Consider the following 13,877-nt stretch of genomic DNA (forward strand, 5'->3'; position numbering starts at 1 on the left):
TTGTTTAAAAAGTCATGGTCCGCCCCCTAAATCGACCCACTAAAGCTCCGGCTCTGGCAAGTTTGGGGGAATTTGAACACTGTTCCCCCCAGAGTTGGGGGGCTAGGGGGGCTTTTAAAACACGTTCTAAACCTTGGCCAGGATGAAAACATTGCCTTCATTACCACGGCTGATGCGTAAATCTTCGTCTAAATAGGTGATTTCTAGCCAAGCGGCATTGTCCCGACCGGGCAAATTAAAATCCGCTGGCAGAAAGCGTTTGCCCGTGGAAATTTGTTGGATGAATTTTAAAGGAGATTGATAATTGAGGATTTTTTGTAGGCCGAGAATGGAACGCTCAAATTTGACTTCAATGCGTTTGTCGGAAACAGGGATAAAGGAAGCCACCACGGACACTAAACTTTCCAAGAAAGGGATGCCTTCAATTTCCGCCAAATTTACCACCCTTGACCCCGCCACGTCTATGTACTGATAAATTTGCCCTAATTGCAAAAGGGGAAGGCGATTCAAGCCCAAAATACTTTGGCTGCTGGTGTAGAGGAGTCGCCAATTACCATCCAGCAAATTTTTCTCCTGGAGTGGTTTGGGATGGGGATTATAGTCTTCCAATTTTTCCACCGCAGAAAGGATGGCCACCCGGTCCCGATCTGATGCCAATAGCCCCCGGTTTTTGCCGGCGATCGCCTCTAGGAGATTGGTTTTAAAATCCATATTGGCATCCATACTATTGGGCACGCTAAATCCGTTAAAAATTTTATTGGGTAGTTACACCAATTATCCCATGTTGGCCGGGACTGGCGATCGGGATTCCCAGAGCATAAAGAACCTAGGCTGATTGCAACCAATTGAGGGTTTCAGGAAAACGGGGAATGGACTGAATTAATTTTTTGGTGTAAGCGCTCTGGGGATTTTCGATAATTTCCTGGGCCGTATTGATGGGTTCCGCCAGTTGCCCCCGGTTCATCACCATAATGCGATCGCCCATGAAACGAACAACGCTCAAATCATGGGAAATAAAAATATAGGTCAGTTGTAAATCCCGTTGTAATTCCTTCAGCAGATTTAATACCTGGGCTTGCACCGACACATCCAGGGCAGAAACGGACTCGTCACAAATGATAAAACGGGGATTGAGCGCCAAGGCCCGAGCAATGCAAATCCGTTGCCGTTGGCCCCCAGACAATTCGTGGGGATAGCGGTTAAACCATTGGGGACTAATACCCACCCGTTCCAACAGTTCCGCCACCCGTTGCCGTTGCTGCTTAGTGGATTGTTTAGGCTCGTGAATAATCAGTGGCTCTTGGATGGCCCGACCAATGGTCATGCGGGGATTAAGGGAATTGTAGGGATTTTGGAAAATAATTTGCATTTCCCGCCGTAAACGTCGCCATTGTTGGGATTTTTCCGGTAAAGCAGCCACATTTTGTCCATCAAAGATAATTCGACCCGTTTGAATGGGAGTTAAGCGCAATAAAGCCCGAGCTAAGGTGGATTTACCGCAACCGGATTCCCCCACTAACCCCAGGGTTTCCCCCGGATAAACCTGGAAGGAAACATCATTAACTGCTTTGAAAACGGATTTTTTCCCAAATAGTCCCCCCTGCCCGTAACTAACGGTTAGGTTTTGCACTTCCAGCAGAGGGGGTTTGGCTTGCAATTGAGCCAGGCGATCGCTTTCCTGGGCCGGAGTAATAACTTGATAACTGGGAGGCGGACCATCAGCATTGAGAAAATCCCCCACCGTGGGCAAATGGTCTAACTGTATTTCCAAGCGAGGACGACAGGCCAATAAACCTTTGGTGTAGGGATGTTGAGGACTATGCAAAATCTGTTCCTTTAGCCCCTGCTCAACAATTTCCCCCCGGTACATCACCGCCACCCGGTCCGCAATTTCGTTAATCACCCCCAAATCATGGGAAATAAAAATTAGGGACATTTCCTGATGTTGTTTGCACAAATCCCGCAGGAGCCGCAAAATTTCCGCCTGCACTGTCACATCCAAAGCAGTGGTTGGTTCATCGGCAATGAGTAGTCGGGGATTGGCGGAAATGGCCATGGCAATCATCACCCGTTGCAGTTGGCCGCCGGATAGTTCATGGGGATAACGTTTGAGAAAACTTTGTTTCCGCTGTTGGATATAACTAGCTAAATTTTGGGTTACTTTGCCCCTAGGCTGGGCCTGTTCTTGGGCTAAAAATTCTTCTTCCAGCACTTCATCTTTGGGCAATACCCTCACTTCCTGCAAAAGGGCGATCGCCTGGTTTTGAGCTTCTTCCTGGGTAACGTTTTGGTGGAGGCGAATTGCTTCAATAATTTGAAAGCCAATGGTATAAACCGGATTAAGGGAACTCATTGGCTCCTGGAAAATCATGGCAATTTTGCCGCCCCGGTACTGACGCTTGTCCCCCTCTGGCAGAGCAACTAGGTTGACAGGGGAACTCTGGGCCTGGGCAAAAAAATCAATTTCACTGCTAGGTTCCACCCAGCCTGGCTTGGGCACCAACCCCATAATGCCCAGGGAAGTGACGGATTTACCGGAACCAGATTCCCCCACAATGCCGAGGATTTCCCCCCGCTCTAACTCAAAATCAACCCCTTTGACGGCCAACAATTTTTCCCTGGTATCAGCATCGGGGAAAGCAATTTCCAGTTGACGCACAGCCAAAATCAGGTCATTCATAGATGTTTGGAGACGGGGAAAGTCGCTAACGGCAGGTGGTGACAGTTCTTTTGCAGGGACATCATCAAAACAGACAAAATGTGTCCTAAGATTCGCCACTCAAACTCTAGCAAACAGAGCCGCAAAAACCACGGTAGCGTCAATTTCCCCTTACCTCCATCGACATACCTTAACCTTTAATCGGACTCCACCGGGACAAAATCCAAATGGTTAAATAGGGTGGTGACAAAGCTAAACAGTAAAAATGGCAACGAAAGCACCAAGACCAGACCCACTGTGGCTAGGGCATAGACCGGCCGGGTACTACTGGCCAGGGCCAAGGCGGATGCGAGGGAAAGGAAAATTACAATTAGCCAGACAATGATTTGGCCATAAATATCCCCAAAGGATAGGGTACAGACCATGCGATATTTGGGTAAGTCTCTTTCCATCATTGAAAAATCCTCTGTTGTGTATGGGGAAACGTCAACCCCTGCCAGGGCTAATAACATTGACCAATGGTCAAAGCGGCAATTGGCCAAAATTCTAAAGGATATTTCCGTTAATGATGTTAAGTTTTGAGACAGGGTTAATTGGGGATTAAATTTTGTCCCTGCCCCAAAGCCCAAAACCATTGTTGTTATTATGCTGGGAGTCCATGCGGCGATCGCCAAAGGTTTGTCCTAGAGTTCTTGAATCTTAAAAATTTCTCCATTCTCCATTTCCATGAAACGACGAAAATTTATTCGTACCGCTGGAGCCGGGTTGCTGGCCGTTGCTGGAGTCCAAATTGGCGATCGACTCAGACCAGCCACCGCCCAAGCTAGCTCTGGTTTACAGGTGGAGTGGTTGGGCCATAGCGCTTTCCTCTTTTCGGCTAACGGTTTCCGGATCTTGGCTAATCCTTTCCGGGCCATCGGTTGCACTAAGGGATTTCGTTTGCCCAAGGTGCAGGCAGATTTAGTCCTCATTAGCTCCCAACTGTGGGATGAAGGGGCAGCGGAGAATTTACCGGGAAACCCGAGAATTTTGTTTGAACCGGGCAGTTACGACATTGGCGGCATCCAATTCCAGGGCATCAGTGCGCCCCACGATCGCCTGGGAGGAAGAAGATTTGGCCAAAATGTGGTCTGGCGTTGGAGTCAGGGAGGAATTCGGATAGTACATATGGGGGGAGCCGCTTCTCCCATCACCGAAGAACAAAAAATCCTTTTGGGCAGCCCCGACCTAGCCCTAATTCCCGTGGGGGGCGGGCCCAAAAATTACGACGCCGCCGAAGCCAAGGCCGCCATGGCCATACTCAATCCCCGCATGGTAGTGCCCACCCAATACGCCACCCCCGCCGCTGACCGGGGCAACTGTGACCTCCAGACCCTGCAACCGTTTTTGGATTTGGTGGAAGGCATGAATGTCCAACGCATCAATGGCAATAGCCTTTCCCTCCGGGCCAATAATCTCCCGGCGGAAGGGACCCTAATCCGCATCTTCAGTGAACAAGGATTGTTGGTTTAGGGAGCTTTGGTAAACCTTCAAAGAAGGAGCTCGGACTTTTTAGCAGACTTTCTAAGAGCCTGTTTTAAAAGCCCCCCTGACCCCCCAAATTTTGGGGGAAACTGAGTGAAAGTCCCCCATATTGCCGGAGCTTTAGTGGGTCGATTTAGGGGGCGGAATAAAACTTTCCAAACACGTTCTAAAGGGAACTTTGGGCCGCTTTTCGTTGCTCCGCTAGATAAGTAAATACGGACTTATCGCCAATATCTGGGTCAAGGGGTTGCATTACCTTTCTGGCCACAAAGATGAGAAATAGAACGCTGGCTGAGACCAGTCCCCCTTTGGCCACGGTCAACGGCAATATTCCGGCCAAATGTCCCAACAGTAACAACGGAATAATGGCGGTTAGAAATTTAGTTTCCAAACGATTAAAACAAAATGCTTCCTTGAAGAAAATTCCCGTCAGGGCGGCAAAAGTAAAGCCGATCCCAAGAATGGTCCAGGGTTGATCATAGACTGTAGTCACTAGAATCCCTGGGTAGGCAAAACTGAAATAGAGGGCCGCCGTGGTACCGATCGCCCAAAAAATTTGCAAAGTGCGGTGGAGCACCGCTAGGTAAATGTGAATGGTCCAGAGACTCAACCCCAAACCCCCGGTCATCAGCCAAAAACAAGCCGTGGCTAGGTGAAAGTTAACTGCCAAAGGCTGAAAAGGTTGGGCTAAAGCTAGGGCCACCCCCAAACTAAATCCCCCGGCCGCCAAAGCTAGCCCCGTGCGGTAGAGAATTACTTCCCGGCGATCGTGGTCATTGACGGTGAAGGGGCCAAATTGCCCTTGGTAGGTGGGGTTAACAGAGGTACTTTCTCGCATAATCGTTGCTCCAGAATCAGCACAGTTCAGACCATTTTCAGCCATGGATAACCATTAATCCTAATTATCCCAGGCCTCCCCCTCCATCAGGGGATTTTATGGCGATCGCCATTGCTATTGGTACCAAAACAAGGATAGAATCTATGCAATCTAAAACTTAAATTACATAACTAAAGGTAAATGATTGCCAAACTATTATTCGGGCCTGATTGGTCTGGGTTTGTGCTGGTCTAAACGAATAAATAAGGAGGAGCGGGCCATGGTCGCCCTAGAGGCTTGTATTTTTGTGACTGTGATCATCGGCTTTTTAGGTCTGATTTATAAATCTAATGTGTTTATGAAAATCATTGCCATGGACGTGATGGGCACTGGAGTCATTGCCTACTATTGCCTGATCGCTTCCCGCACTGGCTTTCTTACTCCTATTGTCACTAGCCAGGAATCCACCATTCCCTATGCCGATCCCGTTCCCCAAGCAGTTATCCTCACAGCCATTGTGATTGGTCTATCGATTCAGGCGTTGATGTTGGTGGCCACCATGAAACTGGCCCGGGAAAATCCCACCCTAGAAGTAAAGGCGATTGAAAAACAGTACTGGCCATGACCCTATTTGCAGTTTCAGCGGAATTTAATGCGGCGCCCTGGGCCACGGTGGTCATTTGCTTGGCTTTGATGGCGGGCTTCACTGGCTATTTATTGCCTGCCACCATTCGTTTTTTGACTTTGGCCGTCTGTTTTGGCACTGGATTTTTAGCCTATTTGGGATTTTCTTTGCCGGAAGCCCAGTCTTGGTATTTGTTAGACAGTTTTGGCGTTGTTTTTCAACTGGATGCCCTATCGGGTTATTTCCTCTTGACCAATGCCCTGGTGACTTTGGCGGTGTTGGTCTATTGCTGGAATACCGGCCGCTCAGCCTTTTTTTATGCCCAACTGATCATTCTCCACGCTAGCCTTAATTCCGCTTTTCTTTGTGCGGATTTTATGAGTCTTTATGTGGCCCTGGAAGTGGTGGCGATCGCCGCTTTTTGCCTGATGACCTATCCTAGGGAACCCCGAATTATTTGGCTGGGACTGCGCTATCTACTGCTGAGCAACACTGCCATGTTGTTTTATTTAATCGGGGTAGCACTGGTTTATAAAACTAATCAATCCTTTGCTTTTAGCGGTTTAACCCAAGCTCCCCCAGAGGCGATCGCCCTGATATTTTTGGGATTGTTGACCAAAGGGGGCATTTTTTTGGCGGGACTGTGGTTGCCCCAAACCCATGGGGAAGCGGCCACACCAGTTTCGGCCATGCTATCAGGGGCAGTGGTTAAAGCAGGAGCTTTGCCCCTATTGCGCTGTGCTTTATTGTCCGATCAACTACTATTATTAGTACAAATTTTGGGGGTAGCCACGGCGTTATTTGGAGTGGTCTATGCCATGCTGGCCAAGGACAGTAAGCGAATGTTAGCATTTCACACCGTTTCCCAAATGGGCTTTGTGTTGGCGGCCCCCATTGCTGGCGGTTTTTATGCTCTCAGCCACGGTTTAGTGAAATCTAGCCTCTTCCTGTTGGCGGGGAATTTGCCCAGTCGGGACTTCAAAGTTCTGAAGAAAACTCCCATTGCCGCTGGTTTTTGGGTTCCCCTGCTTCTGGCCAGTTCTTCCATTGCCGGTTTTCCCCTACTGGCGGGCTTTGAAGCGAAAACCCTGACCCTCAAAGGATTGCCCCCCTGGTTGGCGATCGCCTTAAACATTGCCGCGGTGGGTACAGCCATTTCCTTTTCCAAATTCGTTTTCCTGAAACCAACCTTTGTCGGTAAAACCTATCCCCTGGGCTTAGGCCTAGCGTTGGTGGTGTTACTCGGCGGTTTGGCCGTGGGTAATGTGGTTTACTGGCAAGCCTTTACCCCCAGTAATTTAATCAAAGCTACCCTGACCTGCGTGGTGGGGGCAGGACTATATTGGGTCGTGGTCAAAAGGCTAACCCTAAAACTGCCCGATGAAGGAGAACAGGTTGACCATCTGCTCGGCATGATGAGCATCAGTTTAACCATTCTCTTTGCCTGGATTTTAGTATGACTACTTTTGCCACTACTACAACTCAGACTCTGGGGTTTAGCCATCCCATTGGGCAAAGAACGATGGCATTTGATAACCTGGGGAGATTAATCAAACTGAGGGAGGTGGGTAATGTTAGGGCCAGAAGCCTGTATTTTCGCAGCCGTAATGATTGGTTTTTTAGGCTTAATTTATAAGCGTAATTTACTGATGAAAATAGTGGCTATGGATGTAATTAGCACCGGAGTAATTGCCTATTATTGTCTCGTTGCTGCCCGCACCGGAATCACTACCCCCATTGTGGGAGCGGAAGTTTCCTCTGACCCCATACAATACGCCGATCCCTTGCCCCAGGCAGTCATTCTCACAGCCATTGTTATTGGCTTCTCTACCCAAATTTTAATGTTGGTCATTGCCATGAAGTTAGCCAAGGAAAACCCCACTTTAGAAATTGCCGCCATCGAAAGGGAATATTGGTCTTAATCGAAGTTAATTTATTGTTTAACATCAGGCTTTTAAACCCATTTTTTCCATGAATTTTCCCACGGCGATCGCCCCTAACAATTTATTAATTGCCATCGTCGCCCTCCTGGTCTTGGCACTGATGGGAGCCTTTGGGGGCTATCTGTTTCGTCCCCTGGTGCGGCCCTCGGCCCTACTGATGACCCTGGGCACCATTCTCTTGGCAGCGGTGGGTTTTGCCCTCCCCAATGCCCAGCAATGGCAGTTAATGGATAGGTTTGGCATTCTCTTGCAGTTGGACAATTTAGGGAGTTACTTTCTGCTTACCAATGGTTTAGTTACCCTAGCGGTGTTACTTTACTGTTGGGCTTCCCCAAGGACAACCTTTTTTTATGTCCAATTAATGGTACTCCACGTTAGTCTCAATGCTGCTTTTTTATCTACGGATTTAATCAGTTTATACGTCTGTTTAGAGGTGGTGGGTTTATCTTCCTTTTTATTAATTATTTACCCCCGCCAGGCCGCCAGCAGTTGGATTGGGTTGCGTTATTTGTTTGTTACCAACACGGCCTTGTTGTTTTATTTAATCGGGGTGATGTTGGTTTATCAGGCCACTAACTCCCTGGATTTCCAAGGTTTAGCCACTGCCCCCTACGAGGCGATCGCCCTTATTTTTTTAGGACTGTTAATTAAGGGGGAAATTTTTCTTTCTGGGTTATGGTCACCCCAAACCAGTAGCATTGCCAGTGCTCCTGTGGCGGCCCTGTTGTCGGGCATTGTGGTTAAAGCGGGAATTTTACCCCTGTTGCGCTTTGCTTCCCTGTCGGAAAGATTGGCCATGATGGTGTGGGGTCTGGCCATTGCCACCGCTCTGTTGGGCATGGGCTTGGGCATGTTTGCCAGGGATAGTCGGCGCATTTTGGCCTACAGCACCATTTCCCAAATGGGTTTTATTTTGGTAGCCCCGGCGGTGGGGGGATTGTATGCGTTGACCCATGGCTTAGCTAAGGCTTGCCTATTTTTGTTGGTGGGCAGTCTGCCGGAACGAGATTTGGATAAACTCCAGGCCCAACCTATTTCCTACAAATTATGGTTGCCCATGGTATTGGCCAGTTCCTCTATCATTGGCTTACCCATCCTGGCGGGCTTTGAAGCTAAAACCCTGACCCTGGAGACCCTCAGCCTCAATGAACTGCCCTGGACGGGAATTTTAATGAACTTGGCGGGGGTGGGCACAGCAATTATTTTGGCCAAATTTATTTTCCTCATCCCTAGCTTTGACAAGAATGTTGACCTGGACAAATCCCCCTGGGGCCTGTTTTTAGCGGTGCTTCTTCTGCTGGGGGCTTTAACCTTGGGCAATGTCATTTATCCCGAAGCTTTTTCCATGGAGAACGGCATCAAAGCCACCGCTAGTTTTCTGCTGGGTTCAGCCATTTACTGGTGGGGTTTGCGGAAAATTCCTTGGCAACCACCTGATTGGGGGGAACGCTTGGATCATCTGATCGGCACCATGGCCATAATGTTGATGTTACTTTTCAGCTCGGTATTAATATGACTGGACTCCTTGATATTGGTTTACGGCTGGGCATTTGGTTTTTGTTAACGGGCAATCTCCGTCCGGGCAATATTCTCATCGGCCTGATCGTGGCCCTGTTAATTCCCCGTCGACCCATACCTCCCTATGTTTTGCGGGATGGGCTGAGGGTATTTAAGGAAATTCTGCTGGCCATTCCCCAGGCTTACATCGAAGCTTGGCAAATGATTCTCCAGCCCCACACCAGAACGTGGGTTGAACGGCAGGAATTTTCCCCCCAACGAACTAGGGGGCTAATTTTTCTGGATATTTTCCTAATTACCTTTACCCCCAAAACCCTGGTGCTGAAATACCACGAAGAGGGATGGTACGAAATTCATTATCTTGGCCCCAAGAAGGAAGAAAAATGACTGTTCTACTCTGGACTATGTTACTGGCGGTGTTTATTCCGCTCTTGGCCACCCTGCAACGGGGCAATATTTGGGTGAAAATGCTCTCCTTTGCCAGTGTTGCCACTAAAACATCAATCATCATTTTGGTGGTGTCGGTGTTGCGGGACGATTGGATGATTGGCATGGTGGGGGTTTTAATTCTCAGTGCCGGTAATGCGGCTTTGATGCTTTTGGCCCAATTAATTCGCCGGATGGAGGCCCTATGATCACCACCATCATTAACTGGCTGACTAACGGTTTTCTGGCCATGGGCATTCTTTTTTGGCTCTTTGGTACTTTTCCCCTACTTCAAAGTCGGCGATCGGTCATTACTAAACTCCATCTGCTAACGGTGTCGGACACCCTCGGCTCCATGGCGATCGTGGTGGGGCTATTTCTGAAACTGCCCCGGGAATGGCCCCTCCTGCTCTTAGCTATCATTTGTCTTTGTCTATGGAATACCATTCTGGGTTACGTGTTGGCCTACTGTGCCACCGGGGAGAAGCGCACTAATGTTTAATTTGGCAGACCAAACGGAAATTTTAGCTTTTACCCCCCTATTGCCTTTTTGCGCTTTGTTGGTGGTAATTCAAGGCAATCCCTACCAGGCCTTGGTAATGCGGGGGATTTTGGGGGCGGTGGCGGCCCTGATTTATACACTGTTGGGAGCAGCGGATGTGGCCTTGACAGAGGCGTTGGTGGGAACCATGTTATCCGTTACCCTGTTTGCAGTGGCGGTGCGGTCTTCCCTGGTGCTGCGTTTAGGGGTCATTGCTCCCCCCGATGGTGATGACGGCAAAAAATTGATTGCCCCAGAAGATGAACAGGCTATTACCCAGGCGATCGCCCCTTACCATTTGCGGTTAGAAATTATTGCCTATGAAGATTTAGCCAGTTTGACGGAAGCTTGGCAAACCCGGGCTATCCATTGTTGGTATGAAGCCGATGTGGCCATTTTAAATACCCCCGTGGTGCGGTTGCAGGAAATTCTCGCTCCGGCCCTAGTGTCCCAGGCGATCGCCGTTAAATTTGTGCCTGCTAGTACCAGTCCTGTTCCCCCTCTATACTCCCCGGAGGTTGCCCAATGAAAATTGTTTACCTAATTGCGGCCCTATTGTTCTACGCCAAAATGTTGTTCATCACGGGCAATGCTGTAGAACCATTAGAAGAAGTGGCGGTGGTGGAGAATTTGCTAGAGCAAACGGGAGCGCCCAATGTGGTGTCGGGGATTATTTTCCGCAATCGTTTGTACGACACCATGCTGGAGGTGGTGGTGTTTACCATTGCCATTATGGGGGTGCGCTTTTTGATGGCGGAGGAAAAGCCGGCCGCTATGGTCTATCAAGTGAGCGATGCTCCGTCGGTGGTGCTGGCCCGATTGGGGGCCATGATTGCCCTGCTGATTGGCATAGAATTGGCCATCCGGGGTCACCTTAGTCCGGGGGGAGGCTTTGCGGCCGGGGTAGCGGGGGGAACCGCCATTGGTCTAGTGGCCATTATTTCTTCGCCGGAATGGTTGCATCAACTGTACGAAAAATGGCAAGCCGCCAAGGTAGAAAAGTTATCGGTGTTGATTTTCCTCGTTCTGGCCGCCCTGAGTTTGCTGGGCATTAATTTTCCCTTGGATAATGCGGGCTGGATTCCTCTGTTGAACATGGTGGTGGCCCTAAAAGTGGCGATCGGTTCCTGGGGAGCGATTTTGGTCTTTATCCGCTATCGGGGGTTATTGTGAGTTGAGATGCGTTGGTCTGGGGTTAGCTAACCGCAAATTTCCCCACTGGAAAGTGTTTGAAAAGTGCAAGGCTAGGTATTTCTCTAAATCTCCTCACTAAGGCTCCGGTTTAAAAAGGGAGACTTTGGTAACATTTCCTCCCTTCCCAAGGGGGGCTAGGGGGGATTAAACGGCCAAAACTCGACTTTTGAAACACGCTCTAACAATGGTGTTGTAATCAAATTTTTTCCCCGTTTTCGGTAAGGCCATGGTTCCCACTCTCCGCTTTTATATTTGTCTAATGCTCATTGGCGGTGGAGCTATGGTGGTAGCTCAAGTTGATACGGTTCCTAGGGCAGTGGGGGCCTTGGTTTTAGCAGATTTACTACTGTTGCTGCTGACTGCCATTGACTATGTTCGAGGCAAAAAGCAAAAAATAACAGTGCAACGGCAACCTCTGGGACCCCTTTCCATTGGTCGGGAAAACCCTGTCACCATCACACTGGAAAATTCTGGCCCCACGGCGATCGCTAAAATCAAGGATGATTATCCCGCCCCATTTCTGGCCATGGACGAGTTAAAGACAGCCCAAATTTTACCCCAGGGAAGCACCCAGTTAAGTTACCAAGTGCAACCCCGTCAGCGGGGGGAATACGTTTGGGGCAAGGTGAATGTGCGGCAACTATGTCCCTGGCAACTGACTTGGCAACAATGGACGGTAGGGGAGGGAGAAACGGTGACGGTCCACCCAGATTTAATCGGCCTAAAATCCTTGACCATCCGCCTGGCCCAAGCTACCACGGGCAACCTAAGACAAATGCGGAAGCTCGGTTTAGGTACGGAATTTCGGGAACTACGGGATTATCAGGCGGGGGACGATTTACGGTACTTAGATTGGAAAGCTAGTGCTCGCCGGGGCATTCCCCTCATGCGGGTGTTGGAACCAGAACGGGAACAGACGGTGATTATTTTGCTGGATCGAGGCCGGCTGATGACCGCTTGGGTGCAAGGATTACAGCGATTTGATTGGGGGTTGAATACCAGTTTAGCCTTGGCGGTGGCGGCCCTCCATCGTGGCGATCGCCTAGGGATAGGGGTCTTTGACCGGGAAGTGGTCAGTTGGTTACCCCCGGAGCGGGGTTTGCAGTATTTACCCAAATTATTAAAAACCCTGAGTCCCCTCCAACCCGTGTTGCGGGAACCGGATTATAGCGCGGCGATCGGTAAACTGGTGCAACAACAAACCCGACGGGCCCTAGTGGTATGCATCACCGATTTAATCGATCCCACTGCTTCGCAGGAATTGCTCACTGCCCTCACCCAGCTAGCGCCCCGTTATCTACCCTTTTGTGTCACTTTGCGGGATCCCCAGGTGGATCAATTAGCCCATGCTCCGGCCACTACTGTTAGTGGTGCCTATCAACAAGCAGTGGCCATTAACCTTTTGCAACAGCGGCAATTGGCCCTGGTAAAGCTGAAGCAAAAAGGAGTTTTAGTGTTGGATGCTCCGGCGGACAAAGTCAGTGAACAATTGGTGGATCGTTACCTACAACTCAAAGCCCGCACTCTGCTCTAGACCTTCAAAGTATGTTTACCAGATTCGGAATCAAGGAAGGTTAGGGGAGATTAACCAGTCGTACAAGGGCAACTGCTGAGGTTTGGCCTCGGCAACTTGACCGCTCCAGCGGACTTTTCGACCCATGGGGAATTAACCAAAATCAGATCGAAGTGGGATTGCCACTAACTAGTTGCTGCAGCAAGTCCAAGTTGAGAATTTCAATGGTGGCCCCCTGGCGCAAAATCAGGCCTTTTTTTTCCAATTTACCCAATGTTCGGGTGACAGTTTCCCTCGTAACTCCACTGAGCATAGCTGTTTCCCGATGGGGCAAATTCGGTATTAATACCCTATGCTTTTTGGTGCTTATTGTTTTTTTCCCATGTCCCACTAGTTCCAGCAAAATATGGGCTACTTTTGTCACGCTATCTGATTCCCTGAGGCGGAAATATTGGTTGAGTCTTCTAAGACGTTTAGATGCAAAAATCGCTACCTGAATACCGGCTTGGGGATCTTCCCTGAGCAAGTTTAGAAAATCTTGGGTGGGAATACTCCAGATCTTGGCTGGAGTCAGAGTGACCGCCTCCTTAGGATTCCAGTCTTCTTCCACTGCGGCGATCGCCCCTACAATCTCATCCGGGCCATAAATAGTATAGATACTATTTTTTGAAGATTCACCAATAGCACATACTTTGATCCAACCTTCAGCGATAAAGTAAATCGACCCGCCGTAATAGTTATCAAATAAAATTGATTGACTGCAGGGATAATTACGAAAACTCAAATAATTTATGTTTGCGATCAACAAATCTTTCGATATAGACCGAAAAAAAGAAATCTCACTGGCCAACTGTTTAAGTTGTTTTGTTGACGGCTTTTGTGGTGCCATGACAATATATCCAAACAATAACTAAATTCTCCCCTAGACCCTCTCAAACCCCAGTTTCAGGGAAAATTATAGAAACAAGTAAACTGTTTTGGTGTTTATTGTCACAGGTTTTGGTGAGCTGGCTAACAATCATTTGTTGTAAATTAACTTATCATCTAGGTGATGTTAGTTGTCACCCATCCTATGACAATATGTGTTTAATTTGACTAGCAATAGTCCAGAGATGTT

Annotated in this window: 16 protein-coding genes; 11 read left to right on the forward strand and 5 right to left on the reverse strand. The window is 48.8% G+C overall.

What is annotated here, in order from left to right:
* Window positions 1-126 precede the first annotated feature (126 nt).
* From SYNPCCP_RS03465 to SYNPCCP_RS03475, 3 genes are all read right to left on the reverse strand, one after another.
* A complete protein-coding gene (locus SYNPCCP_RS03465) occupies window positions 127-735 on the reverse strand; it encodes a PAP/fibrillin family protein (protein ID WP_010871875.1) in 609 nt (202 codons plus the stop codon).
* Window positions 736-826: 91 nt separating this feature from the next.
* The gene (locus SYNPCCP_RS03470) at window positions 827-2,779 is read right to left on the reverse strand and encodes an ABC transporter ATP-binding protein (RefSeq protein WP_010871876.1); all 1,953 of its coding nucleotides are present in this window, start codon (window positions 2,777-2,779) and stop codon (window positions 827-829) included.
* A 77-nt stretch (window positions 2,780-2,856) separates the two neighbouring features.
* Window positions 2,857-3,114, reverse strand: coding sequence for a hypothetical protein (locus tag SYNPCCP_RS03475; RefSeq protein WP_020861502.1), 258 nt, complete (start codon window positions 3,112-3,114; stop codon window positions 2,857-2,859).
* A 271-nt stretch (window positions 3,115-3,385) separates the two neighbouring features.
* Between SYNPCCP_RS03475 and SYNPCCP_RS03480 the strand changes: the two genes are divergently transcribed.
* Window positions 3,386-4,171: an MBL fold metallo-hydrolase gene (locus SYNPCCP_RS03480; RefSeq protein WP_010871878.1), complete on the forward strand. Its 786-nt coding sequence runs from the start codon at window positions 3,386-3,388 to the stop codon at window positions 4,169-4,171.
* A gap of 178 nt (window positions 4,172-4,349) precedes the next feature.
* On the opposite strand, the gene SYNPCCP_RS03485 is transcribed toward SYNPCCP_RS03480, so the two are convergent.
* A complete protein-coding gene (locus SYNPCCP_RS03485; protein ID WP_010871879.1) occupies window positions 4,350-5,066 on the reverse strand; it encodes a DUF2301 domain-containing membrane protein in 717 nt (238 codons plus the stop codon).
* Window positions 5,067-5,280: 214 nt separating this feature from the next.
* On the opposite strand from SYNPCCP_RS03485, the gene SYNPCCP_RS03490 reads away from it, so the two are divergent.
* The 10 genes from SYNPCCP_RS03490 (at window position 5,281) to SYNPCCP_RS03535 (ending at window position 12,781) form a co-directional block, all read left to right on the forward strand.
* Window positions 5,281-5,625 (forward strand): NADH-quinone oxidoreductase subunit K, encoded by a 345-nt coding sequence (locus SYNPCCP_RS03490; RefSeq protein ID WP_010871880.1) that lies wholly within the window; start codon window positions 5,281-5,283, stop codon window positions 5,623-5,625.
* Complete coding sequence (locus SYNPCCP_RS03495; RefSeq protein ID WP_010871881.1) at window positions 5,622-7,085, forward strand: cation:proton antiporter; 1,464 nt, start codon at window positions 5,622-5,624, stop codon at window positions 7,083-7,085. The genes SYNPCCP_RS03490 and SYNPCCP_RS03495 overlap by 4 nt, the downstream gene beginning before the upstream one ends.
* 111 nt (window positions 7,086-7,196) lie before the next feature.
* Complete coding sequence (locus SYNPCCP_RS03500; protein ID WP_010871882.1) at window positions 7,197-7,547, forward strand: cation:proton antiporter subunit C; 351 nt, start codon at window positions 7,197-7,199, stop codon at window positions 7,545-7,547.
* 49 nt (window positions 7,548-7,596) lie between these two features.
* Window positions 7,597-9,084 (forward strand): cation:proton antiporter, encoded by a 1,488-nt coding sequence (locus tag SYNPCCP_RS03505; RefSeq protein ID WP_010871883.1) that lies wholly within the window; start codon window positions 7,597-7,599, stop codon window positions 9,082-9,084.
* Window positions 9,081-9,473 carry a Na+/H+ antiporter subunit E gene (locus SYNPCCP_RS03510; protein ID WP_010871884.1) on the forward strand — a complete coding sequence of 131 codons (393 nt, stop codon included), beginning with the start codon at window positions 9,081-9,083 and terminating at the stop codon, window positions 9,471-9,473. Before SYNPCCP_RS03505 ends, SYNPCCP_RS03510 begins: the two co-directional genes overlap by 4 nt.
* Entirely contained in the window at window positions 9,428-9,721 is a 294-nt protein-coding gene (locus tag SYNPCCP_RS03515; RefSeq protein WP_010871885.1) for a hypothetical protein, read from the forward strand. Before SYNPCCP_RS03510 ends, SYNPCCP_RS03515 begins: the two co-directional genes overlap by 46 nt.
* On the forward strand, window positions 9,718-10,014 hold the full coding sequence (locus SYNPCCP_RS03520) for a monovalent cation/H(+) antiporter subunit G (RefSeq protein ID WP_010871886.1): 297 nt from the start codon (window positions 9,718-9,720) through the stop codon (window positions 10,012-10,014). Before SYNPCCP_RS03515 ends, SYNPCCP_RS03520 begins: the two co-directional genes overlap by 4 nt.
* On the forward strand, window positions 9,983-10,582 hold the full coding sequence (locus SYNPCCP_RS03525) for a DUF4040 domain-containing protein (RefSeq protein ID WP_010871887.1): 600 nt from the start codon (window positions 9,983-9,985) through the stop codon (window positions 10,580-10,582). The genes SYNPCCP_RS03520 and SYNPCCP_RS03525 overlap by 32 nt, the downstream gene beginning before the upstream one ends.
* Entirely contained in the window at window positions 10,579-11,226 is a 648-nt protein-coding gene (locus SYNPCCP_RS03530) for a Na(+)/H(+) antiporter subunit B (RefSeq protein WP_010871888.1), read from the forward strand. The genes SYNPCCP_RS03525 and SYNPCCP_RS03530 overlap by 4 nt, the downstream gene beginning before the upstream one ends.
* A 247-nt stretch (window positions 11,227-11,473) precedes the next feature.
* Window positions 11,474-12,781, forward strand: coding sequence for a DUF58 domain-containing protein (locus SYNPCCP_RS03535; RefSeq protein ID WP_010871889.1), 1,308 nt, complete (start codon window positions 11,474-11,476; stop codon window positions 12,779-12,781).
* A 142-nt stretch (window positions 12,782-12,923) separates the two neighbouring features.
* On the opposite strand, the gene SYNPCCP_RS03540 is transcribed toward SYNPCCP_RS03535, so the two are convergent.
* Window positions 12,924-13,544, reverse strand: coding sequence for a Crp/Fnr family transcriptional regulator (locus tag SYNPCCP_RS03540; protein ID WP_223211340.1), 621 nt, complete (start codon window positions 13,542-13,544; stop codon window positions 12,924-12,926).
* Window positions 13,545-13,877 lie beyond the last annotated feature (333 nt).

It is taken from the genome of Synechocystis sp. PCC 6803 substr. PCC-P (genome assembly GCF_000284455.1).
GTDB lineage: Bacteria > Cyanobacteriota > Cyanobacteriia > Cyanobacteriales > Microcystaceae > Synechocystis.

What these genes read in the sequence shown, in the direction of transcription:
- SYNPCCP_RS03475 (WP_020861502.1), bottom strand. Translation starts at nt 3,114, where the DNA reads ATGATGGAAAGAGACTTACCCAAATATCGCATGGTCTGTACCCTATCC.
- SYNPCCP_RS03480 (WP_010871878.1), top strand. Translation starts at nt 3,386, where the DNA reads ATGAAACGACGAAAATTTATTCGTACCGCTGGAGCCGGGTTGCTGGCC.
- SYNPCCP_RS03485 (WP_010871879.1), bottom strand. Translation starts at nt 5,066, where the DNA reads ATGGCTGAAAATGGTCTGAACTGTGCTGATTCTGGAGCAACGATTATG.
- SYNPCCP_RS03490 (WP_010871880.1), top strand. Translation starts at nt 5,281, where the DNA reads ATGGTCGCCCTAGAGGCTTGTATTTTTGTGACTGTGATCATCGGCTTT.
- SYNPCCP_RS03495 (WP_010871881.1), top strand. Translation starts at nt 5,622, where the DNA reads ATGACCCTATTTGCAGTTTCAGCGGAATTTAATGCGGCGCCCTGGGCC.
- SYNPCCP_RS03500 (WP_010871882.1), top strand. Translation starts at nt 7,197, where the DNA reads ATGTTAGGGCCAGAAGCCTGTATTTTCGCAGCCGTAATGATTGGTTTT.
- SYNPCCP_RS03505 (WP_010871883.1), top strand. Translation starts at nt 7,597, where the DNA reads ATGAATTTTCCCACGGCGATCGCCCCTAACAATTTATTAATTGCCATC.
- SYNPCCP_RS03510 (WP_010871884.1), top strand. Translation starts at nt 9,081, where the DNA reads ATGACTGGACTCCTTGATATTGGTTTACGGCTGGGCATTTGGTTTTTG.
- SYNPCCP_RS03515 (WP_010871885.1), top strand. Translation starts at nt 9,428, where the DNA reads ATGGTACGAAATTCATTATCTTGGCCCCAAGAAGGAAGAAAAATGACT.
- SYNPCCP_RS03520 (WP_010871886.1), top strand. Translation starts at nt 9,718, where the DNA reads ATGATCACCACCATCATTAACTGGCTGACTAACGGTTTTCTGGCCATG.
- SYNPCCP_RS03530 (WP_010871888.1), top strand. Translation starts at nt 10,579, where the DNA reads ATGAAAATTGTTTACCTAATTGCGGCCCTATTGTTCTACGCCAAAATG.
- SYNPCCP_RS03535 (WP_010871889.1), top strand. Translation starts at nt 11,474, where the DNA reads ATGGTTCCCACTCTCCGCTTTTATATTTGTCTAATGCTCATTGGCGGT.